This is a genomic window from Nocardia sp. NPDC050406, assembly GCF_044459025.1.
Classification (GTDB): Bacteria; Actinomycetota; Actinomycetes; order Mycobacteriales; family Mycobacteriaceae; genus Nocardia.
The window spans coordinates 847,312-872,983 of sequence record NZ_JBITIM010000003.1; the positions used below are offsets into that span (position 1 = coordinate 847,312).

At 69.2% G+C, this 25,672-nt stretch carries 30 protein-coding genes, 1 pseudogene and 1 riboswitch; of the genes and pseudogenes, 18 read left to right on the forward strand and 13 right to left on the reverse strand.

What is annotated here, in order from left to right; all coding sequences use genetic code 11:
• Nucleotides 1–87: 87 nt before the first annotated feature.
• Both ACIBH2_RS27270 and ACIBH2_RS27275 read left to right on the forward strand, forming a co-directional pair.
• On the forward strand, nucleotides 88–1,005 hold the full coding sequence (locus ACIBH2_RS27270; protein ID WP_397122428.1) for a metal ABC transporter ATP-binding protein: 918 nt from the start codon (nucleotides 88–90) through the stop codon (nucleotides 1,003–1,005).
• On the forward strand, nucleotides 1,002–1,880 hold the full coding sequence (locus ACIBH2_RS27275) for a metal ABC transporter permease (protein WP_397122430.1): 879 nt from the start codon (nucleotides 1,002–1,004) through the stop codon (nucleotides 1,878–1,880). The genes ACIBH2_RS27270 and ACIBH2_RS27275 overlap by 4 nt, the downstream gene beginning before the upstream one ends.
• 152 nt (nucleotides 1,881–2,032) lie before the next feature.
• Here the strand turns inward: ACIBH2_RS27275 and ACIBH2_RS27280 are convergent, their stop codons facing one another.
• Nucleotides 2,033–2,902, reverse strand: a complete 870-nt coding sequence (locus ACIBH2_RS27280; RefSeq protein WP_397122432.1) for an A/G-specific adenine glycosylase — start codon at nucleotides 2,900–2,902, stop codon at nucleotides 2,033–2,035.
• 213 nt (nucleotides 2,903–3,115) lie between these two features.
• Between ACIBH2_RS27280 and ACIBH2_RS27285 the strand changes: the two genes are divergently transcribed.
• Both ACIBH2_RS27285 and ACIBH2_RS27290 read left to right on the forward strand, forming a co-directional pair.
• Nucleotides 3,116–3,739 (forward strand): carbonic anhydrase, encoded by a 624-nt coding sequence (locus ACIBH2_RS27285; protein ID WP_397122434.1) that lies wholly within the window; start codon nucleotides 3,116–3,118, stop codon nucleotides 3,737–3,739.
• 69 nt (nucleotides 3,740–3,808) lie between these two features.
• The gene (locus ACIBH2_RS27290; RefSeq protein ID WP_397122436.1) at nucleotides 3,809–4,477 is read left to right on the forward strand and encodes a hypothetical protein; all 669 of its coding nucleotides are present in this window, start codon (nucleotides 3,809–3,811) and stop codon (nucleotides 4,475–4,477) included.
• A 103-nt stretch (nucleotides 4,478–4,580) separates the two neighbouring features.
• On the opposite strand, the gene disA is transcribed toward ACIBH2_RS27290, so the two are convergent.
• The 3 genes from disA to ACIBH2_RS27305 form a co-directional block, all read right to left on the reverse strand.
• Nucleotides 4,581–5,723: a DNA integrity scanning diadenylate cyclase DisA gene (disA, locus tag ACIBH2_RS27295; RefSeq protein ID WP_397122438.1), complete on the reverse strand. Its 1,143-nt coding sequence runs from the start codon at nucleotides 5,721–5,723 to the stop codon at nucleotides 4,581–4,583.
• Nucleotides 5,724–5,737: 14 nt separating this feature from the next.
• On the reverse strand, nucleotides 5,738–7,144 hold the full coding sequence (gene radA / locus ACIBH2_RS27300; protein ID WP_397122441.1) for a DNA repair protein RadA: 1,407 nt from the start codon (nucleotides 7,142–7,144) through the stop codon (nucleotides 5,738–5,740).
• A gap of 175 nt (nucleotides 7,145–7,319) precedes the next feature.
• On the reverse strand, nucleotides 7,320–8,030 hold the full coding sequence (locus ACIBH2_RS27305; RefSeq protein ID WP_397122443.1) for a hypothetical protein: 711 nt from the start codon (nucleotides 8,028–8,030) through the stop codon (nucleotides 7,320–7,322).
• A gap of 339 nt (nucleotides 8,031–8,369) precedes the next feature.
• Between ACIBH2_RS27305 and carD the strand changes: the two genes are divergently transcribed.
• From carD to ACIBH2_RS27335, 6 genes and pseudogenes are all read left to right on the forward strand, one after another.
• The gene (carD, locus tag ACIBH2_RS27310; RefSeq protein WP_025346809.1) at nucleotides 8,370–8,858 is read left to right on the forward strand and encodes an RNA polymerase-binding transcription factor CarD; all 489 of its coding nucleotides are present in this window, start codon (nucleotides 8,370–8,372) and stop codon (nucleotides 8,856–8,858) included.
• Nucleotides 8,859–8,860: 2 nt separating this feature from the next.
• A pseudogene (gene ispD / locus ACIBH2_RS27315) lies at nucleotides 8,861–9,556 on the forward strand (2-C-methyl-D-erythritol 4-phosphate cytidylyltransferase); the annotation flags it as partial.
• 179 nt (nucleotides 9,557–9,735) lie between these two features.
• Nucleotides 9,736–10,203, forward strand: a complete 468-nt coding sequence (gene ispF / locus ACIBH2_RS27320) for a 2-C-methyl-D-erythritol 2,4-cyclodiphosphate synthase (protein WP_397123047.1) — start codon at nucleotides 9,736–9,738, stop codon at nucleotides 10,201–10,203.
• A gap of 63 nt (nucleotides 10,204–10,266) precedes the next feature.
• Nucleotides 10,267–11,667 carry a cysteine--tRNA ligase gene (gene cysS / locus ACIBH2_RS27325; protein ID WP_397122445.1) on the forward strand — a complete coding sequence of 467 codons (1,401 nt, stop codon included), beginning with the start codon at nucleotides 10,267–10,269 and terminating at the stop codon, nucleotides 11,665–11,667.
• Between the two features lie 196 nt (nucleotides 11,668–11,863).
• Entirely contained in the window at nucleotides 11,864–12,835 is a 972-nt protein-coding gene (rlmB, locus tag ACIBH2_RS27330) for a 23S rRNA (guanosine(2251)-2'-O)-methyltransferase RlmB (RefSeq protein WP_397122447.1), read from the forward strand.
• 119 nt (nucleotides 12,836–12,954) lie between these two features.
• Complete coding sequence (locus ACIBH2_RS27335; protein WP_397122449.1) at nucleotides 12,955–13,233, forward strand: DUF4190 domain-containing protein; 279 nt, start codon at nucleotides 12,955–12,957, stop codon at nucleotides 13,231–13,233.
• A 7-nt stretch (nucleotides 13,234–13,240) separates the two neighbouring features.
• Here the strand turns inward: ACIBH2_RS27335 and ACIBH2_RS27340 are convergent, their stop codons facing one another.
• From ACIBH2_RS27340 to ACIBH2_RS27350, 3 genes are all read right to left on the reverse strand, one after another.
• A complete protein-coding gene (locus ACIBH2_RS27340) occupies nucleotides 13,241–14,056 on the reverse strand; it encodes an enoyl-CoA hydratase/isomerase family protein (protein WP_397122451.1) in 816 nt (271 codons plus the stop codon).
• A gap of 109 nt (nucleotides 14,057–14,165) precedes the next feature.
• Entirely contained in the window at nucleotides 14,166–15,338 is a 1,173-nt protein-coding gene (locus tag ACIBH2_RS27345) for an acyl-CoA dehydrogenase family protein (RefSeq protein ID WP_397122453.1), read from the reverse strand.
• A 100-nt stretch (nucleotides 15,339–15,438) separates the two neighbouring features.
• Nucleotides 15,439–16,185 carry an alpha/beta fold hydrolase gene (locus ACIBH2_RS27350; RefSeq protein WP_397122455.1) on the reverse strand — a complete coding sequence of 249 codons (747 nt, stop codon included), beginning with the start codon at nucleotides 16,183–16,185 and terminating at the stop codon, nucleotides 15,439–15,441.
• Nucleotides 16,186–16,249: 64 nt separating this feature from the next.
• On the opposite strand from ACIBH2_RS27350, the gene ACIBH2_RS27355 reads away from it, so the two are divergent.
• The 3 genes from ACIBH2_RS27355 to ACIBH2_RS27365 all read left to right on the forward strand — a co-directional run bounded on the left by ACIBH2_RS27355 (nucleotide 16,250) and on the right by ACIBH2_RS27365 (nucleotide 17,717).
• Nucleotides 16,250–16,561, forward strand: a complete 312-nt coding sequence (locus ACIBH2_RS27355) for an antibiotic biosynthesis monooxygenase family protein (protein WP_397122457.1) — start codon at nucleotides 16,250–16,252, stop codon at nucleotides 16,559–16,561.
• A riboswitch (cobalamin riboswitch) is annotated at nucleotides 16,561–16,740 on the forward strand. Its footprint overlaps the gene before it by 1 nt.
• A 27-nt stretch (nucleotides 16,741–16,767) precedes the next feature.
• Entirely contained in the window at nucleotides 16,768–16,962 is a 195-nt protein-coding gene (locus ACIBH2_RS27360) for a CbtB-domain containing protein (protein ID WP_397122459.1), read from the forward strand.
• Entirely contained in the window at nucleotides 16,953–17,717 is a 765-nt protein-coding gene (locus ACIBH2_RS27365; RefSeq protein WP_397122461.1) for a CbtA family protein, read from the forward strand. Before ACIBH2_RS27360 ends, ACIBH2_RS27365 begins: the two co-directional genes overlap by 10 nt.
• 74 nt (nucleotides 17,718–17,791) lie before the next feature.
• Here the strand turns inward: ACIBH2_RS27365 and ACIBH2_RS27370 are convergent, their stop codons facing one another.
• From ACIBH2_RS27370 to ACIBH2_RS27380, 3 genes are all read right to left on the reverse strand, one after another.
• On the reverse strand, nucleotides 17,792–18,235 hold the full coding sequence (locus ACIBH2_RS27370; RefSeq protein WP_397122463.1) for an OsmC family peroxiredoxin: 444 nt from the start codon (nucleotides 18,233–18,235) through the stop codon (nucleotides 17,792–17,794).
• Nucleotides 18,236–18,330: 95 nt separating this feature from the next.
• A complete protein-coding gene (locus ACIBH2_RS27375) occupies nucleotides 18,331–18,651 on the reverse strand; it encodes a DMT family transporter (protein WP_397122465.1) in 321 nt (106 codons plus the stop codon).
• Between the two features lies 1 nt (nucleotide 18,652).
• Complete coding sequence (locus ACIBH2_RS27380) at nucleotides 18,653–19,300, reverse strand: FMN-dependent NADH-azoreductase (RefSeq protein WP_397122467.1); 648 nt, start codon at nucleotides 19,298–19,300, stop codon at nucleotides 18,653–18,655.
• A 101-nt stretch (nucleotides 19,301–19,401) separates the two neighbouring features.
• Here ACIBH2_RS27380 and ACIBH2_RS27385 point away from each other — a divergent pair, with 101 nt between their 5' ends.
• A complete protein-coding gene (locus ACIBH2_RS27385; protein WP_397122469.1) occupies nucleotides 19,402–20,010 on the forward strand; it encodes a TetR/AcrR family transcriptional regulator in 609 nt (202 codons plus the stop codon).
• Nucleotides 20,011–20,019: 9 nt separating this feature from the next.
• Here ACIBH2_RS27385 and ACIBH2_RS27390 read toward each other — a convergent pair whose 3' ends face one another.
• Together ACIBH2_RS27390 and ACIBH2_RS27395 are read right to left on the reverse strand one after the other, a co-directional pair.
• On the reverse strand, nucleotides 20,020–20,856 hold the full coding sequence (locus ACIBH2_RS27390; RefSeq protein ID WP_397122471.1) for an ABC transporter permease: 837 nt from the start codon (nucleotides 20,854–20,856) through the stop codon (nucleotides 20,020–20,022).
• 8 nt (nucleotides 20,857–20,864) lie between these two features.
• Nucleotides 20,865–21,785, reverse strand: coding sequence for an ABC transporter ATP-binding protein (locus ACIBH2_RS27395; protein ID WP_397122473.1), 921 nt, complete (start codon nucleotides 21,783–21,785; stop codon nucleotides 20,865–20,867).
• Nucleotides 21,786–21,912: 127 nt separating this feature from the next.
• On the opposite strand from ACIBH2_RS27395, the gene ACIBH2_RS27400 reads away from it, so the two are divergent.
• From ACIBH2_RS27400 to ACIBH2_RS27415, 4 genes are all read left to right on the forward strand, one after another.
• Nucleotides 21,913–23,211: a sensor histidine kinase gene (locus ACIBH2_RS27400; RefSeq protein ID WP_397122475.1), complete on the forward strand. Its 1,299-nt coding sequence runs from the start codon at nucleotides 21,913–21,915 to the stop codon at nucleotides 23,209–23,211.
• Nucleotides 23,208–23,870, forward strand: a complete 663-nt coding sequence (locus tag ACIBH2_RS27405) for a response regulator (RefSeq protein WP_397122477.1) — start codon at nucleotides 23,208–23,210, stop codon at nucleotides 23,868–23,870. The genes ACIBH2_RS27400 and ACIBH2_RS27405 overlap by 4 nt, the downstream gene beginning before the upstream one ends.
• A gap of 64 nt (nucleotides 23,871–23,934) precedes the next feature.
• Nucleotides 23,935–24,453, forward strand: coding sequence for a DUF1877 family protein (locus tag ACIBH2_RS27410; protein ID WP_397122479.1), 519 nt, complete (start codon nucleotides 23,935–23,937; stop codon nucleotides 24,451–24,453).
• Nucleotides 24,454–24,577: 124 nt separating this feature from the next.
• On the forward strand, nucleotides 24,578–24,853 hold the full coding sequence (locus tag ACIBH2_RS27415; RefSeq protein ID WP_397122481.1) for a hypothetical protein: 276 nt from the start codon (nucleotides 24,578–24,580) through the stop codon (nucleotides 24,851–24,853).
• A 24-nt stretch (nucleotides 24,854–24,877) separates the two neighbouring features.
• On the opposite strand, the gene ACIBH2_RS27420 is transcribed toward ACIBH2_RS27415, so the two are convergent.
• Nucleotides 24,878–25,654, reverse strand: coding sequence for a phytanoyl-CoA dioxygenase family protein (locus tag ACIBH2_RS27420; RefSeq protein WP_397122483.1), 777 nt, complete (start codon nucleotides 25,652–25,654; stop codon nucleotides 24,878–24,880).
• Nucleotides 25,655–25,672 lie beyond the last annotated feature (18 nt).

A 25,672-nucleotide genomic window follows, 5' to 3' on the forward strand; every position in this document is an offset into this window, starting at 1 on the left:
AGCCGTCGAATGTCCTCCATAATGGAAACTTCCCTCCCGGCACCCCCGGCCGCGTCCCCGCCGGGAATCAATGGACGGATCGACGACATGAATACCCCTGTGAACAGCGTGGTTTCGTCGCCCGAACGCACGGACGGCATCGATACGGCCCCGGCCTCGGCAGGCGGGCCGACTCCCGCCGTGCGCCTGCGCGACGCGCGCCTGTCCTTCGGCGAGCGCACGCTGTGGCAGGGGCTCGATCTCGAGATCGCGCCCGGGGAATTCATCGCGGTGCTGGGCCCCAACGGCTCCGGCAAGACCTCGCTCATGAAGGTGCTGCTGGGACAGCTGGGCCTGTCCGCCGGTGCCGCCGAGATCGCGGGATCGCCCGCCCGCGCGGGCAATCCGGATATCGGCTACGTGCCGCAGCAGAAGACCATCGACGGCGGCGCGCAATTGCGCGGCGTGGATCTGGTCGGGCTCGGCGTGGACGGGCACCGCTGGGGTCTCGGGCTGCGCGGGCGCAAGGAGCGCAAGCGCAAGGTGGCCGCCGCCATCGCCGATGTCGGCGCGGAGAAGTTCGCGGGCGCGCCCCTGGACGTGCTCTCCGGCGGTGAACAGCAGCGGTTGCGGGTGGCTCAGGCCCTGGTCGGCGATCCGAGGGTACTGCTCTGCGACGAACCGCTGCTCAGCCTCGACCTGGCCAATCAGCGACTGGTCTCCGACCTCATCGACAAGCGCCGCCGCACCCACGACACCGCCGTGCTGTTCGTGACCCACGAGATCAATCCCATTCTGCCGCTGGTGGATCGGGTGCTGTACCTGGTGGACGGCAAGTTCCGGATCGGCCCACCCGACGAGGTGATGACCTCCGAGGTGCTCTCGGAGCTCTACCGCACCGAGGTCGACGTGCTGCGCGTGCGCGGCCGCCTGGTGGTGGTCGGCACCGGCGACACCATGGACGCGCTCGGCGCGGCCGGGGCCCAGCACTGCCACGGCGAGAACCCCGGCGAGGTGCGGGCATGAACGACAAACTCCTCGACGTGCTGTCGAAGATGTTCGACTTCTCCACCACCGCGAATCTGCTCTCCTACGACTTCGTCCAGCAGGCGGTGCTGGCGGCGGCGCTGCTCGGCCTGCTCGCGGGCGCCATCGGACCGCTGATCGTCAGCCGTCAGATGTCGTTCGCCGTGCACGGCACCAGCGAGCTCTCGCTCACCGGCGCGGCGGCGGCCCTGCTCGCCGGAGTCGGGGTGGGCTTCGGGGCCATTGCCGGATCGGTGGTGGCGGCGGTGCTCTTCGGCGTGCTGGGAGCCCGTGCGCGCGAACGGGATTCGGTCATCGCCGTGGTGCTCTCCTTCGGCCTCGGCCTGTCGGTGCTGTTCCTCTGGCTCGGCCCGGAACGGGCCGGGTCGAAGTTCTCGCTGCTCACCGGCCAGGTGGTCAGCGTGGGCGGCACCGGGCTCGGACTGCTCGCCGCCTGCACCGCAGGGGTGCTGGTGGTGCTCGGATTCGTCTACCGCCCACTGCTTTTCGCGAGCACCGATCCGGAAGTGGCGGTGGCCCGCGGGGTTCCGGTCCGCGCGCTGGCCGTGGTCTTCGCCATCCTGGTCGGCATCACCGCCGCCTTCGGCGTCCAGATCGTCGGCGCGCTACTGGTTTTGGCGCTGCTCATCACGCCCGCGGCGGCGGCCACCCAGGTGACCGCCAATCCGGTGCACGCGTCGATCCTGTCGATCGTCTTCGCCGAAGTGGCGGCCGTCGGCGGCATTCTGCTCTCGCTGGCGCCGGGCGTGCCGATCTCGACCTTCGTCACGGCGATCTCGTTCGCCATCTACGTGGTCTGCCGCCTGATCGGCAGCCGCACCAGAACCCGCGCCCGCGCTCTCGTGGCCGCCTGACGCGCACTCCCTTCCGCGCCAACGGATTCGGGGTGCGACGAGTCTCGTGATCTGCCGCATGAGGGGCGGCGGATCGCGCCCACCGCGCACCCCTCCCACGGCGACGCCCCCTCGTCCAGCCGTGGGAGGGGTGCGTTCACGGTCTCCAGGGCCTACGCGCCGCCCTCACCCGCCAGCGCGAACAGGCCATCGGCGGTCTGCTCCACGAGGCCGTCGACGAGCAGCGAGTCCAGCGCGCGGTCACGCTGACCGGGGTCGCGGGTCCACGCCAGATCCAGGCGGACGCGCTCCACCGGACCGTGCGCCGCGCGCAGCACATCCATGAGCCGACCGCGGGCCTGACGGTCGGTGCCCTCGTACTTCTGGACCCGGCGCACCACGTCCGAGGCGGGGCGACCGGCGGTGACCCAGGCACACGACGGCAGCGGACAGCGGGCGCAGTCGGGATTGCGGGCGGTGCAGATCACCGCGCCCAGTTCCATCAGCGCCGCCGAGGCGATGGCGGCGCGGTCGACGCGCTTCGGCAACAGCACCTCGGTCTCGGCGAGATCGCGGGCGGCCGGATTGCCCGCCTCGGCGCGGCCGTGCACGGCGCGGGCCACCACGCGCCGAACATTGGTGTCCACCACGGGAACCCGCTGCCCGTAGGCGAAACAGGCGACGGCGCGGGCGGTGTACGCGCCGATACCCGGAAGGCTCAGCAGCACATCGACATCCGCGGGCACCTCGTCGCCGTGCTCGCGGGCCAGCACCCCGGCGCACTCGTGCAGCCGCAGCGCCCGGCGCGGATAGCCGAGCTTGCCCCACGCCCGCAGCACCTCGCCCTGGGATTCGGCGGCCATCTTCGACGGCACCGGCCAGCGCGCCACCCACTCCCGCCAGATCGGCTCCACCCGGACCACGGGCGTCTGCTGCAACATGATCTCGCTCATGAGAATCTGCCAGGCCGTCACCTCGGGCCGCCGCCACGGCAGATCGCGCGCCGTCTCCTGATACCAGTCGATCAGTACGTCGGTATCCATCCCAACCCTCCTCCCGGCCGTCGCGGCCGGGACCGCCTCGATGCCACGCGCGATGGTAATCAGCGCCACCGACCGAATTCCGCGCGCTGCCCATTGTTCGCGCCGGTCGACGCGGGCGCTCACCGGGTTCCGCGCACTCGGGACAGGTCGTGTTTCCCCGACCGTAACGTCGGAGACTCGCCAGCAACGTAAAGAGTATGCAAAATGGACCGCATGCCGAACTCCAATCCGATCAGCTCCTGGAAGGCCCTGCGCGAGGGCAATGAACGCTTCGTCAACGGCGAACTGCTGCACCCCAACCAGGGCGTGGCGGACCGGGCCAAGCTGGTCACCGGCCAGCAGCCCCAGGCGATCCTGTTCGGCTGCGGCGACTCGCGAGTCGCCGCCGAGATCATCTTCGACCAGGGCCTGGGCGAGATGTTCGTGGTGCGCACCGCGGGCCATGTCGTCGACAGCTCGGTGCTCGGCTCCATCGAATACGGCGTGCACGTGCTGAAGGTGCCGCTCATCGTGGTGCTGGGCCACGACAGCTGCGGTGCGGTGGGCGCCACCATCGACGCCCTGGACAACGGCAATGTGCCCGGCGGATTCATTCGCAGCGTGGTCGAGCGGGTGACGCCGTCCATCCTGCTGGGCCGCCGCGAGGGCCTCACCTCCGTGGACGACCTCGAGGCCCGCCACGTGGAGGAGACCGCGCGACTGCTCATGGAACGCTCCATGGTCATTTCGCAGCGGGTGGCCACCGGGGAGCTCGCCATCGCGTGTGTGACCTACAAGCTGGGCGAGGGCGAGATCAAACTGCAGCGTGTCATCGGCAATATCGGCGAGGTCGTCTAGTTCAGGCCGCACACCGACACGCCGACACCCTGAGCCGGATGGGCGCGAGCCTGCCCTTACCGTAGTGGCGTGCTGGAACCGAATGGACCACTGCCGCCGGAAATCTATTGGCGCCGCCGCCTGCTCGCCATCGGAGCGATCGCCGTCGCTCTGGCGCTGGTGCTGTGGCTGGCCTTCGCGCTACTGCGCGGAGGCGGCGACGACAAGGCCGATGCCGCGGCGGCCACCTCCACGGCGGAGACCAACAAGGCCGCCGGAAGTTCTTCGGGCGCACCGGAGTCCAAGTCGGGCAGCCCGTCGGCCTCCGCGAACGCCAGTGCCAGTGCCAGGCCCGCGGCACAGGGCAAGCAGTGCCCCGACCAATCCCTCGCGGTGAAGGTCACGGTCGGCCAGCCCACCTACAAGACGGGTGAGCAGCCGGTCTTCGGCATTGTCATCACCAATATCTCGAGCACCGCGTGTGAGCGCGATATGGGCTCGGGGCTGCAACAGATCTCGGTGTCGTCGCTGGACGGCCAGCGCCGCATGTGGGCGAGCACCGACTGCTACCCCGACGGCACCCCGGATGTGCGCACGCTCAATCCCGGTCAGCAGGCGGCCTTCACGGTCACCTGGTCGGGCAGCAGCTCACAGCCGAACTGCGCGGGCGAGCGGGTGCCGGTGCCGCCGGGTCCGTACACCGTTGTGGCGCAGTTGGGTTCGGTGCGCAGCTCGCCGGAGCCGTTCAACATCTCCTGACATCACCGTCCGACCACCACCGAAAACCGTTACCGCGGAAGGCCAGAGCCACCGGATACCAGCCCCGGCGGCCTGGCCTTCCGGCATGTGAAGCGCCGTGCGGTCAGAAATCGTTGTCGGCGGCGAGGCGGGCCAGACCCTCGCGAATGCGCCGGGCGGTCGCCGGAGTCATACCTTCCACGGCCTCCAATTCGGCCTGGCTCGCCTCCAATAGCGCTCGGAGGGTGCCGAATACGTCCACGAGCGGCGCTACGCGACGGAAGGGGACGCGCGGGATCTCGGCCACCAACCGGTAGCCGCGCGGGCTCACGGGGGTGTCCAGGGCCTCGAGGGTGGCCGGATAGCCCAGGGGCGGGGCCAGTTCCGACACATCGAGCAGTCCGGGTTCGGCGAGCGCGTCCAGTCGGGCCAGGGCGCGCTCGGTCTGGGCCGCACCGGCCCGCTCGCCGACCAGGTAGTCCCGGACCAGGAGTCGACGCAGACCGTCGGTGTCGGCGACGAGTTCGGTGAGTTGCAGGGCCAGTTGGCGGCCGTCCACGCCGAGTTCCAGGACGGCCTGGTCGATCTCGTCCGCGGTGCGGCGCATGAGCTCCAGGCAGTGCACCACCGCGAGCACATCGCGCAGCGTGGCGACATCCTCGATCTCCAGGCCCGACAGCCGCCGCGTCACCTCGTCCAGGCGTGCGCGGTAGCGCTGCAACGTGGCCATGGCCTGGTTCGCCCGCGTCAGGATGGTCGCCGAATCCCGCACCAGATACCGCGCCCCGTGCGCGTACACGGTGACCAGGCCGGTGGAGGCGCTCACCGAGACCACCGGATATCCGGTATGGGCGGCGGTGCGCTCGGCCGCCTTGTGCCGGGTGCCCGACTCGACCGTCGGAAGTACCGGATCGGGCACCAAATGCACATTGGCCCGGACAATTCGCGAGCCGTCGGTGGAAAGCACCACCGCGCCATCCATTTTCGACAATTCCCGCAATCGCGTCGGCGCGAATTCGACATCCAATTCGAATCCCCCGTCGCAGATACTCTCCACCCGATCGTCGTAACCGAGCACGAGCAATCCGCCGGTGCGGCCCCGCAGAATTCGATCGATCCCGTCCCGCAATTGCGTACCCGGAACCAGCCGCGCGATCACATCGCGGCGGGCATCGTCGAAATTGTCGGCCACCGCGGAATTCTCGGCCCGCTGCGCCGAATCGACCTCGCCCCGAACCGAACCGGTCAGCCCCAGCAGTCCGGTCATCCACCGCCCGGCCACTAGAAGTCCGCCTCGGCCGCGGCCTCGACCTTGGGGGCGCGCCGCCGCCGCAGACCGCTGGCCGCCAGGGCCGCGCCGAGATCGGCCACCTCGCGCAGTTTCATGGTGCGTCCGGCGCGCTCCACACCCACCGGGACCAGCGCCTCGGTGAAGCCCAATCGCTCCGCCTCGGCGAGCCGCCTGGTCAGTCCGGCCACCCGCCGCACCTCCCCCGCCAGTCCGACCTCGCCCAGGATCACCATGCCCGGATTCAGCGACACATCCCGATTCGCGCTGGCGATGGCCAAGGCGATGGCCAGATCCGCGGAGGGCTCCGAGAGCCGCATCCCGCCGACCGTGGCCGCGTAGACGTCCTCCTTGCTCAGATTGAGCCCACAGCGACTCTGCAGCACCGCGAGCACCATCGACACGCGGTTGTAGTCGAGCCCGCTCACCGCGCGCCGCGGGGCGGGCACCTGGGTGTGCACCGTCAGCCCCTGCACCTCGCCGAGCATGGGCCGCTTGCCGTCCATGGCCACGGTCACCGCGGTACCCGGCACCGCCACGCCCCGATGGTGCAGGAAGAGCCCGGAAGGGTCGTCCACACAGGCGATTCCGTCCTCGCGCATCTCGAAGCAGCCCACCTCGTCGGTGCTGCCGAAGCGGTTCTTCAGACCGCGCACCATGCGCAGCGTGGAGTGCTTGTCGCCCTCGAAGTGCAGCACCACGTCCACCAGATGCTCGAGGGTGCGCGGACCGGCCACCGCGCCGTCCTTGGTGACGTGCCCGACCAGCAGCACCGCGATCCCGCTGGCCTTGGCCATGGCGGTGAGCGCCGAGGTCACCGCCTTCACCTGGGTGACGCCGCCCATCACGCCGTCGGCGTCGGCCGCCAGCATGGTCTGCACCGAATCCACCACCAGCAGTGTGGGTTTCACCTGGTCGACATGGCCGAAGATGGTGGCCAGATCGGATTCCGCCGCGAGATAGACCCTTTCGTGCACCGCGCCGGTCCGGTCGGCGCGCAGCCGCACCTGTCCGGCCGACTCCTCGGCCGTCACGTAGAGCGATTTCTCCTCGCGCTGGCGCGCCCACCGATGCGCCACCTCGAGCAGCAGGGTCGATTTCCCGACCCCCGGCTCACCGGAGAGCAGCACCACCGAGCCGGGCACGATGCCCCCGCCCAACACCCGGTCCAGCTCCGACACGCCCGTGGAACGCGCCTGCGTGGTCTTGGAGTCGATACTCGAGATCGGCGCGGCCGCGGTGCTCGGCAACATGGCCCGCCGCCCCACGGCCACCGCCGCCGAGGCCGCCGCCACCTCGTCGATCGTCCCCCAGCTGTTGCAGTCCGGGCAGCGCCCCACCCACTTGGCGACCTCGTGCTGGCACGAGGAGCAGCGATACAGCGTTTTCACCTTGGCCACCCGGGCAGCCTAATGACGCGCTCCGACACCCCCGGGTTCCGCCGCGCGTTCGGCCACCCCCCACACAGCACCGCACCCGTTCCAGCGAACTGAAACGGGTGCGGGACAAGCTGTTCCGCGCGAGCCGGGCGCAGTGATCTGCGCGAGGGGGCTCGGCGATCTCCGTGAGCGGGGCTCAGTGACCGCCCTTGGACTCGCCGCCCTTCTCCTCCGCACCGGACTTGTCGGTGACGGCGCGCTCCTTCTCGATCCCGGCGTCGACCGGCACGTTGACCAGCACGGTGCCGCTCTCCTTGAAGTTGAACCGCACCGGGTAGGTCAGACCGGCGGTGACATCCTTCTGCAGGCCGGTGATCTCGATCTTCAGCGGATTGGCGGCCGGATCGGCGACCTGGTCCTCGGGGTTCGACGCCGGGGCCGGGGCCGCCGTCGTGGTGGTGGTGGTCGTGGTGCCGTGCTCGTCGGCGGGCTGCGCGCCGTGCTCGTCGTGCCCGGCGGCCTCGGACTTCGGCTGGTCGGCCACCAGAATGGCCTGCGGCTTGATCTCGGCCTTGCCGTCGATCTTCACGGTGCCCAGCTCGGGGGCCTCGATGCTGACGAGGGTGTCGCCCTGGTACTCGCCGCTGTTGATGGCGCTGAACGCGAGCAGCGCCTTACCGCCCTTGGCGTTGTTGTACTCCTCCGACTGCGGCAGCAGGATGCGCACGTCCCGGAGCGCGATCTTGCCGACATCGGCGCTGTTGCCATTGACGGCCGCGACCTGCGACGCCGTCTGCGAGATCTGTCCAGCGCTGCAGCCTGTCAACGCGAGCGCCGCGCCAGCGGCGAGTGCGACTACTGCAACGGCACGCCGCTTCGACGCGGTGGTGGCTTTCAGGGCAGTCACGGGTTGTCCTCCATGTCGACCGGGCTCACTCCACTATGGAGAGTAGTAGTCAAAGAGAGTAATGCGTGACTTCTCGAGTCTCGCGCGGGGGCGGTGTCGATGACCCGAGTGGCGCGGTGTCGCAATGCGCGCGAGCCCGATGGCGCAATTGTGTGATGCCCCAAGCGATGAACGCGCGAACGCCCGCGGCGCTATCCCCTTATGGCACAAGGGAGATGCATACTCAATCGCTTCTGTCAACCCCCGCCGCCGCCTCGTTGTGGCCCTGACCTGCGCCGTTGATCGCGCCGTTACCGAGTCGCATGTTAAACTGTGAACATCGAAAGGGGCACGGGACACATGATTTTTAAGGTCGGAGACACCGTCGTTTACCCCCACCACGGAGCGGCGCTGATCGAAGCAATCGAAACTCGCACCATCAAGGGTGTGCAGAAGGAGTATCTGGTCCTGAAGGTCGCGCAAGGCGACCTCACCGTTCGGGTTCCCGCCGAGAACGCTGAATATGTCGGTGTTCGCGACGTCGTCGGCCAGGAAGGCCTCGATAAAGTCTTCCAGGTTCTGCGCGCGCCGCACACCGAAGAGCCGACCAACTGGTCTCGCCGCTACAAGGCCAACCTCGAGAAGCTCGCCTCCGGCGATGTGAACAAGGTGGCCGAGGTCGTTCGCGACCTGTGGCGTCGGGAACAGGACCGCGGCCTCTCCGCTGGCGAGAAGCGGATGTTGGCCAAGGCCCGCCAGATCCTCGTCGGTGAACTCGCCCTTGCCGAGGGCACCGATGATGTCAAGGCCGAGACCCTGCTCGACGAGGTTCTCGCGGCGGCCTCCTGACCGTGAATACCGCACGCGACGACATTCGTGTCGTAGCGTTGGTTCCTGCCGCTGGCATGGGCGTTCGCCTTGGGGAAGCTCTCCCCAAGGCTTTCGTTCCAGTCGGCGGCAGACCCATGCTCCGACTCGCTGTAGATGGCCTGATCGCCTCCGCGGCGGTCGACCATGTCGTGGTGATGGTCCCCGCCGATCTGGTCGACGACGCCCGCGCACTGCTGCGCTCCCCGGCCGCCGATTCCCCGGCGCCGGTGAGCGTGGTCGTCGGCGGAGCCGAACGCACCGATTCCGTTCGAGCCGGTCTCGCGGCCGCGCCGGACGCCACCCATGTGCTCGTACACGATGCGGCCCGTGCCCTCACGCCGCCGTCGTTGATCGCCCGGGTGGTCGCCGAGCTGCGCGCCGGACGCGCCGCCGTGGTGCCCGCGCTGCCGGTCACCGACACCATCAAGGCCGTGGATGCCGAGGGCGAGGTCACCGGCACGCCCGACCGCGCGGGGCTGCGCGCCATTCAGACCCCGCAGGGCTTCGAGGCCACGCTCCTGCGCGAGGCCTACGCGGGCGATACGCAAGCCACCGATGACGCCGGTCTGGTGGAGCTGCTGGGCGCGACCGTGCATACCGTGCCGGGCGACGCCCTGGCCTTCAAGATCACTACGCCGCTGGATCTGGTCCTCGCCAATACCCTTGTCGCCCAGGGCGGCGCTGGCCTTTTCGCCCGGAATGATGGCCTTGGCCACACCAGTCCCCTTGACGCATCCGTCAGCCCCCTTGACGCGGCAAGCGGTCTTGACACCCCGCGTGCCGTGAGCGACGCGCCGGGCGAGCGACGCGATTCCGCGACCCGGGCGGTGCGCACACCATGATCGATCCGACCGCGCTGCGGGTGGGCATCGGCTCCGATGTGCACCCGATCGAACCCGGCCGACCCTGCTGGATGGCCGGACTGCTGTTCGACGGTGACAGCGGCTGCGCCGGACACTCCGACGGCGATGTGGCCGCGCACGCCCTCTGCGACGCACTGCTCTCGGCCGCCGGACTCGGCGATGTGGGCGCGGTCTTCGGCGTCGGTCGCCCGGAGTGGCAGGGCGTCACCGGGGCGGCCATGCTGAAAGAGGTCCGGCGGCTGCTGGACGAGGCGGGCTACACGATCGTGAACGCCGCCGTGCAGGTGATCGGCAATCGACCCAAGATCGGGCCGCGCCGCGCCGAGGCGCAGCAGGTGCTGGGCGAGCTGCTCGGCGCGCCGGTGTCGGTCTCCGGCACCACCACCGACGGCCTCGGGCTCACCGGGCGTGGCGAGGGCGTGGCGGCGGTCGCCAATGCCCTGCTCTGTTGTCGCGGCTGATATCGAACGCGATACCTCCTCCGCCCGTAATACGCAACAAACCACAAGCTAGGATGCCTTGTCGTGACTCTGCGCCTTTTCGACACCGAGACGCGGACCCTGCGTGACTTCACGCCGTTGGTCCCCGGCCAGGCCTCGGTGTACCTGTGTGGCGCGACCGTGCAGGGTGAACCCCATATCGGCCATGTGCGCAGCGGCGTCGCCTTCGACGTGTTGCGAAGGTGGTTGGCCGCCAACGGTTCCGATGTGCTGTTCATTCGCAATGTCACCGATATCGACGACAAGATCCTGAACAAGGCCGCCGACCACGGGCGACCGTGGTGGGAGTGGGCCGCCACGCACGAGCGGGCCTTCGACCGCGCCTACGAATCGCTCGGTGTGCTGCCGCCCTCGGCCGAGCCGCGCGCCACCGGGCACATCACCCAGATGGTGGCGATGATGGAGCGGCTCATCGAGCGCGGCCACGCCTACCCGTCGCAGGGCAATGTGTACTTCGACGTGCTGAGCTTCCCGGACTACGGGAAGCTGTCGGGCCACCGGCTCGACGATGTGCACCAGGGCGAGAACGCGGGCGTCGGCGAGGGCAAGAAGGATCAGCGCGACTTCACGCTGTGGAAGGCCGCCAAGCCGGGCGAGCCGAGCTGGCCCTCGCCGTGGGGTCCGGGGCGACCGGGCTGGCATCTGGAATGCTCCGCCATGGCCGAGTTCTATCTCGGTCCGGAATTCGATATCCATTGCGGCGGAATGGATCTGGTCTTCCCGCACCACGAGAACGAGATCGCGCAGTCGCGGGCGGCCGGGGACGGTTTCGCGCGCTACTGGCTGCACAACGGCTGGGTGACCCTCGGCGGCGAGAAGATGTCCAAATCCCTGGGCAATGTGCTGTCGGTGCCGAATGTGCTCACCCGGGTGCGGGCGGTGGAGCTGCGCTACTACCTCGGCAGCGCGCACTACCGATCCATGCTGGAGTACTCCGATCAGGCACTCGCCGACGCGGCCGCCTCCTACCAGCGCGTCGAGGCGTTCGTGCGGCGCGTGGTCGAGCGCGCCGGTGCGGTCGAGATCGGTTCCTGGACACCGGCTTTCGCCGAAGCGCTGGACGACGACCTGGGCGTGCCCAAGGCGCTGGCCGCGGTGCACGGCGCGGTGCACGACGGCAACAAGGCGCTCGACGCCGGAGACCTCGACGCCGCGCGCACCCATGCCGCGGCGGTACGGGCCATGCTCGGCATTCTCGGCGTGGACCCGCTCGACCCGCACTGGGCCGCCCCGGCCGACTCCTCGGCCGCCATCGACGCCCTCGACGTGCTCATCGGCGCGGAACTCCAGCGGCGCCAGGAAGCGCGGACCACCAAGGACTGGGCCACCGCGGATGCGGTGCGCGATCGACTCAAGGCCGCGGGCGTGGAGGTCACCGATACGCCCGAGGGCCCGGAGTGGTCGCTCGCCAAGGAAACGCGGTGACCGGTGAGCTAGCAACCGCTCACCGAACCGACGAGGGGCGGTCGCGAACCGCCCACGACAATCGGGTACGGACGTACCCGACGACGATGACCCGGTGCGGGTTCGCATACGACAGCCGGGGACAGGCGGACCGCGCCGATGCGGTCGACAACGACGATCGGGCGCGGAGTTTCCGCATGACACGGAAGGCTATGTGATGGCAGGCAATTCGCAGCGGCGCGGCGCGGTCCGCAAGTCGGGCTCCAAGAAGGGCGCGGTGGTCGGGTCCGGCGGCAAGCGGCGGCGCGGGCTGGAGGGGCGCGGCGCGACCCCGCCCGCCGAGCTGCGCACCAAGCACCCCGCGGCCAAGCGCGCCGCCGCCGCGGCGGCGAAGGCCAAGGCGAAGGAGGCGCAGGGCCGCGGTCGCGCCCCGCGCGGCAAGAGCGACGACGGGCCGGAACTGGTGCTGGGCCGCAATCCCGTGGTCGAGTGCCTGCGGGCCGGGGTGCCCGCCACCGCGCTGTACGTAGCGGTCGGCACCGAGGCCGACGACCGGCTCACCGAATCGGTGCAGCTGGCCGCCGACGCCGGAATCTCCATTCTGGAGCTGCCGCGCACCGATCTGGACCGCATGAGCAGCAATGGCCTGCACCAGGGCATGGCCCTGCAGGTGCCGCCCTACCGCTACGCGCATCCGGACGACCTCGTCGACCGCGTGAACGGCTCCGGGGAACCGGCGCTGCTGGTGGCCCTGGACAACATCACCGACCCGCGCAATCTGGGTGCGGTCATTCGCTCGGTGGCGGCCTTCGGCGGCCAGGGCGTGGTCATTCCGCAGCGGCGCAGCGCCAGCGTCACCGCGGTCGCCTGGCGCACCAGTGCCGGTGCGGCCGCCCGGCTGCCGGTCGCGCGCGCCACCAATCTCACTCGCACACTGAAGGATTGGGCCACCCAGGGTTATCAGATCGTGGGCCTGGACGCGGGCGGCGACACCACCCTCGACGAATTCGACGGCACCGCACCGACGGTGATCGTGGTCGGCTCCGAGGGCAAGGGGCTGTCTCGACTGGTGCGGGAGAACTGCGACGCGGTGCTCTCCATTCCGATGGCGGGACCGGTCGAATCACTCAATGCCTCCGTGGCCGCGGGCGTCGTGCTCGCCGATATCGCCCGCCAGCGCCGTCGCTGACGCGAATTCGCTGCGCGACAAGGCATTTCGCAGTCGATCGGAAGTGCCGCGGGGGCGCGGCACGCCCGAAGGCACGCGTAAGGCAGCGGTTCGGGCCCTCGCGACCGTAAAATCAGCCGGTGGCCATAGAGCATCAGCCCATCGGTTCGCCGGTCGAGCATCCGCATGCGACGACAGTGCTGTTGCTGGGGACGCTGAGTGTGTTCTGCTGTGGCGCACTGGGTCCGGTGGCCTGGGCGCTGGGGCGGCGGGCGCTGTCGGATATCGAGGCGTCCGGGGGCGCGTACGGTGGCCGCATCCAGGTGGTCGTGGGCTACATCCTCGGCGTCATCGGGACGATCCTGATGATCTTCGTGGCGTTCCTGTTCCTCATGATGCTGATCGGCGGCCGCGCCTGAGGGCGCGTCAGTCCAGTCGCGCCTGATCCCGGTCGGCGAGCTGGTCGCCGGTGTCCCAGGCGGGCCATTCGGTGCTGACGCTGCCGGACCAGACGGGCTGACGGCGATCGCGCAGCGCCTGCATACCCTCACCGCCGTCGGCGCTCTTGCCGACATAGCCGTTGAGATCGGACTCCAGGCGACCCACCGTCTCGGGGGTCATGCCGAGGCCCTCCCAGAGCAGGCGCTTGGAGAGCGCGACCGGCAGCGGGGCCGAGCCGTTGGCGATGTCGTGGGCCACCGCGAGCGCGGTCGGCAGCACCTCGCCGCCGGGCAGGCTGTTGTTGGCCAGACCGATGGCCGCCGCCTCCTCGCCGTCGAAGGTGCGGCCGGTGAGCAGCAGGTCGGCGGCGTTGGCCAGGCCGATGAGGCGCGGCAGGGTCCAGTGCGCGTAGCCGTCGGCGATCGCGCCGCGGCGCACCTGATTCAGGCCGTAGACGGCGTCGCGGGCGAAGTACCGCAGATCGCATTGCAGGGCGAGCTCGAGCCCGATGCCGACGGCATGCCCATTGACCGCCGCGACAACGGGTTTGCGAATCCGGAACGGCGCGGGATCGATGAAACCATTGACCTCCCCCTTGGCGGCGAGATCGGCTCCGGCGCAGAACGCGGGCGGCGTACCCGTGATGACCACGGCCCCGATGGCATCCTCGGTATCGCAGCGACGTAGCGCCGCACCGAGTTCCGCCGCCATCGCCGGAGTCAACGCGTTCTGCTGCGCCGGACGATTCAGCGTGAGAACGGCGACCCCACCGGAGACATCGACGTGCAAGTCCGAACTCATGGCGCGATCCTACTGTGTTGGATTTGCCCTCCGCTGCGCTCCGGGCGGGGTGAGGTTGCGGCGCTTCGGCTGGGGCTTCGCGCGGCGCGGCAACGTGCCGGTGCGGCGATCAGGGGCGCAGGATCTTGCGGCCGATGGCGTACTTGTGCACCTCGGTGGGGCCGTCGTAGAGGCGGAAGGCGCGCATATCGCGGAAGATCATTTCGACGACGGTCTCGTCGCTGATGCCGATGCCGCCGAGCACCTGCACGCAGCGGTCGGCGACCTTGAACAGTTCCTCGGAGACATAGGACTTGGCGATCGAGGATTCGTGGCGCGCCTTCTCGCCTTGGTCCATGAGCCAGCAGGCGTGCCAGATGGTGAGGCGGCACTGGTGCAGCGCGATCTCGTTGTCCGCCAACATGAACGACACGCCCTGGTGTTCGCCGATGGGCTTGCCGAAGGCGGTGCGGGTCTTGGCGTAGTCGATGGCGATGGACTGCGCGCGCTCGGCCGCGCCCAGCCAGCGCATGCAGTGCGTGAGACGGGCGGGGGCCAGGCGCAGCTGGGCGTAGCGCAGCGCCTGTCCGGTCTCGCCGAGCACGGCGTCCTTGGGCAGCACCAGATTGTCGAAGCGCACCACCGCGTGGCCGCCGACGTAATTGCGGTCCATGGTGTTCATGACCCGCTCGATGACGATGCCCGGATTGTCGCCGTCGGTGAGGAACAGCGTCGGCCCGTCGGGCAGGTGCGGGTTGGCGGCCAAGCGCGCCATGATGATCCAGGTCTTCGCGCCGTCGGCGCCGGTGATCAGCCACTTGACGCCGTTGATGGTGAAGTTCTCGCCGTCGAAAGTGGCCTCGGTGGCCAGCTGGTTCGGGTCCGAGCCCGCGCCATTGGGTTCGGTCATGGCGAAGACCGAGCGCTGGTGGCCGTCGACGACCGGCTGGAGGTAGCGCTCGGTCTGTTCCTGATTGGCGACCTTGGAGAGCAGGAGCATATTGCCCTCGTCGGGGGCGGCGCAGTTCATGGCCACCGGACCGAGGGTGGACCAACCGGCCGCCTCGAAGATCACCGCCTGCTCGATGTGCGTCAGCCCGCGCCCACCGAGTTCCACCGGGGCCTGCACGGTCAGCAGCTTCTCGGCCCGGGCCAGCTCGACCAGCTCCTGCCGCAGTTCATCGGTCGGGCCGTGCGCGGTCAGCCGCGGATCGCGCTCGAACGGCACGATCTTGTCGATGACGAACTGCCGTACCCGGTCACGTTCGGCGGCGAGTTCGGCGGGAATCGCGAAGTCGATCATCGTTGGTCACCATTCAGTCTGGGATGCCTGTGTGGCGAGCATACGACGAGCCGCCGAGGAGACTGAAGGCACCCGCCCGCAGAAGGGCGGACGCAATGGTTCAGTGCCGAAGGACGCGGGTCAGGAAGCGCTCGACCTCATCGCGGTAGGCGGCGGGCTGATCGTCGTGCACGAGATGACCGGCATCGGGGACGACGACGTGCCGGGCGTCGGGGTGCACCTCGGCCATCTCCCGCATCTGGCCCGGCGGGGTGATGGTGTGCTCGCCCTCGAGGAGCAGGGCGGGGACCCGGATCGAGCGCCATTCGGACCAGAAGTCGCGACCGCCCCACTCCTCGGAGATATCGCGGAAGGTCTCCACCGAGCCGTGCAGGCGATAGCCGTCGGGGCCGTGGACGAACGAGTCCATGAAATAGCGACCGGCGACCGGGCCGAAGAACTCCAGCATGGCGGTGTCGTCCGAAAAAGGCTGCGGCCAAGCCGAAATCATGGCCGCCCAGTCCGCGGCGGTGCGGCCGCGAAAGTCGGGGGCGATGTCCTCCACCACCAGCGCCCGCACCCGTTCCGGATATGTCGCCGCGAACACCCACCCGTGCAGCCCGCCCATCGAATGTCCGATCACCACCATGGGTTCGACGATCGGCGCGGTCGCCACGGCCAGATCGGCGATGAACGCCTCGGTCGTCAACTCGTCGGGCGCGGGCCGCCCATGCCCCGCCGCGTCGAAGGTGTACACATGCCCGTACCCGCGCAGCCACTCCAGCTGCCGCCGCCACGTCCGAGCGCTGCCCATCAACCCGTGCAGCAGCAGAATCGGTGCGCCACCGCCACCTTCGTCGTACAACACCATCCCGACCCTAGTGCGAAGTCACACAGCCGATACCGCCCAGTCGGCAGGTAGCCTTCGGGCCATGGCAGTCGTGAAGATCAACGCAATCGAAATTCCCGAGGGTGCGGGCCCCGAGCTGGAGAAGCGCTTCGCCGCGCGGGCGCACGCCGTGGAGAACTCCCCGGGCTTCCTGGGTTTCCAGCTGCTCCGTCCGACCGCCGGTGAGAACCGGTACTTCGTTGTGACGCAGTGGGATTCGGAAGCCTCTTTCGAAGCCTGGCGGGACGGTCCGGCGCGGGCCGCGCACGCGGGCGAGGCGCGCAAGCCGGTCGCCACCGGCGCATCGCTGCTGGAGTTCGAGGTCGTGCTCGACGTCGCGGCCAAGAACGCCTGATCACACCCCATGTTGACGGTTGGCCAGCGGGGATGCGACAGTTTTGAATGAACAAGCGATGGTGACGCGGTAACCCGGTGTGAGTCCGGGGCGGTCGCGCCACTGTATTCCTCGCACCGAGCCCGAGTCGGGAAGGTGCCGGAGAGCCAGACACCGGCACCGTCGCACCCAACTCACGGGGACGCGAATTCCCCAAGGAGGACTCGATGGCAATCGTCCACTCCCCCAGCCGTTCCGGCGACGCGCTCAACGCGTGGCTCGTCACGGCAGGAGTCGTACTGCTGGCACTGCTCACCCTGTACCTGGTCGGCTTCGATCAGGGCGCCATCTCGCGCAGCGGGATGTACATGCACGAGCTGATGCACGACGGTCGACACCTGCTGGGCGTGCCGTGCCACTGAGCGGTTCCCCCGAGAAGCTGAGCGGTTCGCTCAAGACGCTGCTCCTGCGCGGCCTGCTGGCCGGTCTCCTCGCGGGCCTGCTGGCGGGCACCGTCGGATTCGTCATCGGCGAACCGAAGATCGAAGCGGCCATCGCCATCGAGGAGGCGGCCCAGGGCGGCCATTCGCACGGCGAGGAGGAAGAACCTCTCGTCAGCCGATCCGGCCAGAAGTTCGGTGAATTCCTCGCGCTCGGCCTGACCGGGCTGGCGCTGGGCGCGCTGTACGCCGCGGCCGCGAATGTGGCGCGGCGGCATACGAATCTGTCGGGGCCGAAGCTGGCGCTCGGCCTGGCCGCGGGCGGCTGGCTCGCCATCACCGCGGTGCCGTTCTTCAAATATCCGGCCAATCCGCCCGCGGTGGGCGACCCGGAGACCATTGCCGACCGCACCTGGTTGTGGGTCGCGGTGGTGCTGCTCGGATTCGCGGCCGTCGGCCTCGCGGTGTACGTGTACAAGCTGTCGCGGGGTCAGCTCGAAACGGTACGCCTGATCGCCGGTATCGCGACCTTCGCGGCGGTGGTGGCCGTGGGCTACGTCGCGCTGCCCGGAATCGACGAGGTGAAGTCCGATTTCCCGGCGAGCCTGCTGTGGCAGTTCCGGGTCAGTTCGCTGACCGTCACCACCACGCTGTGGCTGGGGCTGGGCCTGGCCTTCGCGGCGCTCACCGAATTCGCGGGACGCAGGTCGCCGCGGATCGAAACGGCCGCCGCGTAATACGCGCGGAGACGGGAAGAGGGGCAGTGCCACCACCGGCACTGCCCCTCCGTCGTATTCGGCACCCGCCGCGCTCAGGATTCGAACGAGGCGTCCAGCTCGATATTGTCGACCCCGGCGAGGGCCTTGCTCACCGGGCAGCCCGCCTTGGCGGCGTTCGCGGCGGCCAGGAAGCCGTCGGCGTCCAGACCGGTGGCCCGGCCGATCACCGTGAGCTTGATGTTCGAGATGCGGAAGCCGCCCGCCGGGTCCGGGCCCAGCGTCACGTCGGCGGTGACATCCAGGGACTGCGGGGTGCCGCCCGCCTGGGCGACCTCGTTGGAGAGCGCCATGGCGTAGCAGGAGGAGTGCGCGGCGGCGATCAGCTCTTCCGGGCTGGTGGTGCCGTCGGCATTGTCGGCCGAGCGCTTCGGGAACGAGACGTCGTACTTGCCGACGCCGGAGCTGCTCAGCTCGACCTGGCCCGAGCCGTCCTGCAGACCGCCGGTCCAGGCGGTACGCGCGGTACGTGTTGGCATCACTGTCCTTTCAGGATTCGAAGTCTTACGAGGATCGAACCTACTCCGTTCGAGTGAGCGAATAGTGCGGTCCGGTCAGAGCCGCACGCGGCGGCTCACTCCGGCGTGGTCACCTTGGCAAGCACGATGCCGCCGACTATCAGCGACAATGCCATGATGCGGCCCGCGCTCAGCGGATCCTTCTGCACCACCACACCGAGCGCGATGGCCCCGACCGCGCCGATACCGGTGAAGACGGCGTAGGCGGTGCCCACCGGCAGCGTCTGCATGGCGTAGGAGAGCAGCCACACCGCCACGGCCATGAGCACCAGGCAGATCACGGTGGCCAGCGGACGGGTGAAGTTCTGGGTGGGTTTGATGCTCTGGGACCAGGCGATCTCCACGAGTCCGGCCAAACCCAGGACGAGCCAAGCCATTTCAGTACTCCTTGCCGAGTCGGCGGGCGGTCTCGAGCGCGGCGGCGTAGGAGGCGTCGTGCTGATCGCGCCGGTGCGCGAGCGCCGGATCCTGGCGCGCGTTGGCCAGTTCGGCGGTGATGAAAACGGTGTCCTCGACGGCGAAGTGGCCCGCGAAGAAGTCGCGCAGGAACCGCTCCTGGTAGTCGAACTTCGCCTTGGGGGCGCCGGGCGAATAGGACCCGCCGCGAGCGGTGGCGACCACGAAGCGCTTGGGGACCAACGACATTCGCGGGAAGGTGATCTGGTCCAGCCAGGCTTTGAGGCTGGCCGGGATCGAGTAGTTGTACATCGGAGCGCCGATGAGAACCACCTCGGCGGCGCGCACCTCGGCGAGCAGCGGTTCGACGATCGCCCATGCCGCGCGCTGGGCGGGGGTGCGCGCCAGCTCCGCGAGCCGATCGAGATCGGTTGCGCCCTGGGCGAGTACGCGGTCGCAGAGCTCGGTCCAGGCTTCGTCGATGAAGGGCACCGGCTGCTCGGCGAGGTCGCGGTACCGGTAGTCGCCGTCCGGATGTTCGGCGCGCCACGCGTCCGCGAAGGCGGCGGCGAGTTCACGGCTGAGGGAGGCGCGGCGGGCGCTGGCGTCGAGGTGCAGCAGAGCGGGCATGATTCCTACCTTCGCAAGTGGACATTGTGTCCGGTTCTTCCTTACGATAACCACGAACCGGACATTGTGTCCACTTATTCCGAAAGGCTACGGTGAGCGCTATGAATCCACTGGCCCGCGATCTGCTCGGTGCGGACGGCCCGGCACCGGTCGAACGCGCCGACGCGGCCCGTAATCGGGCCAAGATCCTGGCGGCGGCCGCCGAGCTGTTCGCCGAGCGCGACCCGCGCACGGTGACCATGGACGACATCGCCAAGGCCGCCGGGGTCGGCCGGGGCACGCTCTACCGCCGCTACCCCGATGTCGTCTCCATCGCCGTGGCGCTGCTCGACGAACACGAGCGCGCACTCCAGGAACAGCTGCTGCGCGGTGCGCCACCCCTCGGTCCGGGCGCACCGCCCGCCGCCCGGCTCGCCGCCTTCTACGCCGCCTTCGTCGGCCTGCTGGAGCGGCACGCGAATCTCGTCCTCGGCGCGGAGACCGGCAGCGCCCGTTTCGAGACCGGCGCATACGGCTTCTGGCGCACCCACATTCGAACGTTGCTCGTGGAAGCCGCTGTCCCGGAACCGGATTCGCTCATCGAGCCGCTGCTCGCCCCCGTGGCGGCGGAGGTCTACCTGAACCAGCGGTCACGCGGGCTGACCAACGCCCAGATCATCGACGGACTCACCCGCGTGGCGCACGCCGTACTGGGTGCGCCACGCGGGTGAGAGATCGACCTAGACCAGGTCGCGGCGGCGGATGAGCCAGATCGTGCCGATCGCGAAGGCCAGCGTGTAGGCCGCCAGGACGATCAGGGATTCGTTGCGGCCGAGGATATCCAGGACCCCGGGCGTCGCCGGGCCGTCGTCGGTGCGCATGGAGCCTGCGAGCGATCCGGCCGCGGTGCCGGGCAGATAGTCGGTCACCGGCTCGATCGGATCGAAGACGGCGGCGACACCGCGCAGCAGGTTCTCCACCACCAGCACCCAGACCAGGCCGAGGCCGACCGCCAGCGCCGGACCGCGCGCGATCGCGCCGATCAGCGCGCCCGCCAGCGTCCACATGCCCAGAATCGCCGAACCGGCCAGAATGCCGATCGCGATCTTGCCGAGCGAGGGCAGCGCCAGCGACTGCGATTGCGAGGCGGCGATGAGCACGGCCACCCCGGTATCCACCACGAAGGCCGCGCAGACCAGCGCCACCACCGTCACCGCCAGACTCAGGATCAGGCCGCCGAGGGCCGCGGTGCGCGAAGGCCCCTGTGTCATCACGGTTTTCCAGCTGCCCCAGCCGTAACCGCTGCCGACCGCCAGCGCGCCCAGCACCAGCATGAGCGCGCCGCCGAACATGGCCATGCCCTGCGTGAAGACTTCGGGCACGGCGGCCGGAAGCATCTGTTGCAGGAGCGCTTCGCGCGGCCGTTCGCGCGACGGACCGCTGGCCTCGCCGGTGGTGTACGCCAGATAGTTGAACAGGTAGGCGAAGGTGAGGTTCAACAGAATCCACACGCCGAGCACTATCCAGTAGGCGGGCCACTTGCGCAGCCGCAGGAATTCGGCACGGGTACTTGCCATCAGGGCATTCACGACGTTTGCTCCGTCATCTCGAAAAAGACTTCTTCCAGGGACTTCTCATCGGTGCGCAGCTCGAGCAGATCCGCTCCGGATTCGATGACCGCGCGCGCTACCGCGGGCGCCTTCGCCACACCGGCATCGACTCTGATGCCGGTGGCGGTCAGCAACGCGGACCGGTCACCCACCACCCGGCGCACCGCCGGGAAGGCCGTCTCCAAGGGCTCGGCTCGTACGAAAAGACTTGCCGCGCCGCGCAATTCACGCACCGTGGACTCGGTGAGGAGTTTCCCCCGCGATATGACGCCGACGCGGTCGCACATCTCCTGCACCTCGCTGAGCAGGTGAGACGACAGCACCACGGTGTGCCCGTCGGCGGCGAGTCCGGTGATGAGCTCGCGCATCTCGGCCATTCCGGCCGGATCGAGTCCATTGGTGGGCTCGTCGAGAATCAACATGTCGGGTCGGCCGAGCAGGGCGGCGGCGACGCCGAGCCGCTGCTTCATGCCGAGGGAGTAGGTGCGGAACCTGTCGCCGCCCCGAGCGGCCAGGCCGACGCGGTCGAGCGCCTCCGCCACACCGTCGCGACCGACTCCCCGGTAGCGGGCCAGGACCCGCAGATTGTCGCGGCCGGACAGGTACGGGTAGAAGCCCGGGCCCTCGATGAGAACACCCATGCGGCGCAGGGTTTCCGGCGCACCGGGGCGGCGGCCGAGGACGGTCGCGGTGCCGTCGGTGGGGCGGATGAGGCCCACCAGCATGCGCAGGGTGGTGGTCTTGCCCGCGCCGTTCGGGCCGAGGAAGCCGTAGATCTCGCCGCGGCGCACGGTCATGCTGACGGCGTCCACGGCGGTGTGCGGACCGTAGCGTTTGGTCAGCCGCTCGGTGACGACGGGGTCGCCGGTGCCGCTGTCGAGTACCGAATCGTTCATGGCTCCAAGAATCCGCGTGCGACCTGGGGTGACACATCGGCCGCGGCGCGTGAGACGGCGTACGTATCCAGACGTATTTCGGGCCGAGCACCGGCGTGGGCAGTGCGTATCGGGCTACCGTTCAAGAGTGGGTTCGACAGTGGTGGGCAACGGATCGCCGACACCGGACGTGGCGGCCGAGGTGTCGCCGCTGGCCGCCGCGTGGGCGCGCTGGACGCGACCGGAACTCGCCAGCCGGTGGAATGTGCTGCTCGCGCTGGTGCTGGCCGTCGTGCAGGTGGGCGGCGGGCATGCGGCGAACGCGCACGGTGAGGCGATGCGGGCCCTCGATCCACTCGGCTACGCGCTGCTGCTGGCCGGGCCGCTGTTGCTGCCGCTGCGACGCCGCTATCCGCTGCCGGTGTACTACGCGGTGCTGAGCCTGTGCGTCGCGTACCTGATGATCGGATACGGATACGGGCCGGTGTTCCTGGCCCTGATCTTCGCCTTCCTGTCGGCGGGCGTCACCGGATCACGCTGGTACTCCTACCCTTTCGTGGCCGTCGGCTATCTGCTCATGGTGTGGCCGGTGCCCGAATGGCGCGGCTACACCGGCAATGTGTGGCAGCAGGTCGGCCTGCTGGCCTGGCTCACGGTGCTGGTGTGCCTGGCCGAGGCGCTGCGGCAACGCCGGTCGGTGCTGGTGGCGCGCCAGCAGCGGGCCGAGGCCGCGCTGCGCCAGGAACAGGAACAGCGGGCGCGCGAGGCGGCCGAACGCGAACAGCGCGCCGGTGCGGAGCGGCTCGCCATCGCCCGGGAGCTGCACGATGTTCTCGCACACAGCCTTTCGCTCATCAATGTGCAGTCCTCGGTGGCCCTGGAGCTGCTGGACCGCCAGCCGGAGCAGGCGGCGCTGGCCCTGTCGGCCATCAAGTCCGCGAGCAAGGACGCGCTCGGCGAGGTGCACGCGCTGCTGCGCTCCATTCGCGCCGGTGCGGGCGAGGTGGCCGTGCCGACCGCGCCGACGGTGGGGATAGCCGACCTCGGGGGACTCACCGAACCGGCTCGGGCGGCCGGAATCGCGGTGCGCACCAATGTGATCGGGAAACCGAGGCGGCTGCCCGCCGTGGTCGACGTGGCGGCGGCGCGGATCATCCAGGAGTCACTCACCAATGTGGTGCGACACGCCCCCGGCGCGGAAGTGCTCGTCACCGTGCACTATGCGCGCGAACAGCTGCACGTGACCATCGACAACACCCGCCCGACCGGGACACCGGCGGTGACATCCACCGGCGGTCACGGCCTGGCCGGAATGACCGAACGCGCCCACGCGCTCGGCGGTGAGCTCTTCGCCGGACCCGACTCAGACGGCGGCTTCCACGTGGATGCCCGCATGCCCGTGCCCGCCGTACAGTCGCAATCGCACCGCGCACAGGAGGTCTCGTGAGCATTCGAGTCGTGATCGCCGACGATCAGGCGTTGGTCCGGGCCGGATTCGTGGCGCTGCTCGACGCGCAGGACGATATCGACGTGGTCGGACAGGCCGAGAACGGCGAACAGGCGGTGCTGCTGGCCCGCGAACTGCTGCCCGACGTGGTGCTGATGGATATCCGCATGCCGGTGCTCGACGGGCTGGCGGCCACCCGGGAGATCGCGGCGGACCCGAAGCTCGCGGGCGTGAAAGTGGTGGTGCTGACCACCTTCGAACTCGACGAATACGTTTTCGAGGCCATGCGCGCCGGTGCCACCGGATTTCTGGTGAAGCACACCGAACCGGCCGATCTGGTGAAAGCCGTCGAGGTCGTGGCGGGCGGCGACGCCCTGCTCTCCCCCAGCGTGACCCGCCGTCTCGTCGAGGAATTCGCCGCACACACCAAACCCGCTCCCACAGCGGCGCTTTCGGAGCTCACCGACCGCGAGCGCGAGGTCATGTCCCTCGTCGCAGAGGGCCTGACCAATGCCGAAATAGCCGAGCGCCTCTTCCTGAGCCCGGCGACCGCCCGCACGCACGTGAGCCGAATCCTGTTGAAGCTCAACGCCCGTGACCGTACCCAACTGGTCGTCATGGCCTACGAATCCGGCATGGTCCGTCCCGGCTGGCAATAGCGGCGGCTGTCGGAGCCCGTTGTTACCATCGCGGCACTATCGAGCCGAAACAGGAGTAATAGCAATGGGTGTCACCATTTCGTTCGTGCTGGTGACGGACGAGGAGTTGACGCGCGCCACCGAACTTTCGGAGCAGGCGTGGGAGGCCTACGAGTCCGGCGACGTGGACGATACCGATGAGCTCGACGAACCGGTGTACGAGATCTACTATGCGGCCGACCACGAGGCCGAGCCGGATGGATCGCTCGGAAAGTCCTGGGCGGGACTGCAATTCCTCTTCGACGCACACGAGGGCATCGAAATCGACCTGCGCCTCGACGGTGACGGGCTGACGGTGGACTCCCATCTGATGGCCTGGAGCCCCTACTACCTGCAGAAGGCCGCCGAACAGCTGCGCGCCGTCCCCTTCGACGAGCTGGCCCGCCACTTCGACCCCGACCGTATGAACGCGGAGCAGATCTATCCGGGCGGGGGCTGGAGCGCCGCCGAGCTGGACTACCTGCGTCGAAACTACGACAGCTGGCGACGGTTCCTGGACCATGCCGTCGACTCCGGTATGGCCGCCATTCGTTACTTCGGCTGACGACGCACTAGTCCTCCAGGCGGAGGTCTCAGGGTGTGAATTCGGGGGGAATCCCGATACCGCTACCTGCGCCGATGCGGCAGGGTCGAGGGTGCGAAGAAAGGCCACGAAACGGAGGACGCAGATGCTGGTGCCCGGGTTCACGATCACGCTGATCGGACTGGTCGTCGGAATCACCGCCGGAGTGGTGCTACAGCACGGGCCCGCGGCGCGGTCGATCGCCGGTGGGCTCGTCGGCGCGTGGGCCGGGTTCGCGGCGGGGACCGCCATCGGGTGGCTGGTGGATTCGGTGCTGCTGGACGGGTACTACGCGGTCATGCTCGGGCACGCATTGGCGGTGCTGGGCGCGCTGGGTTTCGTCACCAAACCGATGCGATCGCTCTCCGATATTCGCTCCTGACGATCCCGCGACCGCTGGTAACGCTCAGTCCGCCAACGCTTTCCGAATAGCGACTTCCACGGGCGAGTACGCCGCGTCCTCGCGGTCGAGGTCGTAGGGCTCACGCGACAGCAGCGGCGGCTGCGCCAGGAAGCGGGGGTGGCGGCCGTGATGAGGCTGCGCCGCGTGCACCAGGAAGGGATGGCACAGGTACACATCCCCGGCGCGCCCGGTGGCCAGCGCCAGGGGCAGACCGTCGATGGCGGAGGCGAAATCGAGCTTGCCGAGCGAGATGCCCTCGTCGCCGTAGGGTTCGAGCTGCTTGGCCAGCCGCAGGTGCGAGCCCACGCTGATGCGCGTCGGGGCATCCTCGGCGTCGATATCGGAGAAGAGGAACAGCATCAGCAGCGCACGGCCCTTGGAGCGCAGGTTCACCCGCCAGGTCATGAAGTCGGCGGGATCGTCATCCGGACCGGCGAAGCTGACATCGACATGCCAGCCGTCGTCGCCGGGGCTCTCCGGGCTGGGGAAGCGGATCGGGAAGGTGCCCAGGCTGATTCGCGGCAGCCAGCGCCCCGGACCCACCAGCTGGTCGGCGGCCTCCCGCAGGACCGGGGCCGTCACGGCCTCCCGGAACGGTTCCTCGCCGTGTTCCCCGAGCCGGATCACGGGCGCGGTCCAGGTACTGGGATCATCCGGGTCACAACCGGTTTCGCGCCACAGGATCTCCCGGGCGGCCGCGGCCACCTCGGGTGAGAACGCACCGTCGACCTTCACGAATCCCTCGGCGATGAACGAGTCGATCTGAGCGTCGGTGAGCATACGGTCCTTTCGTCGGCG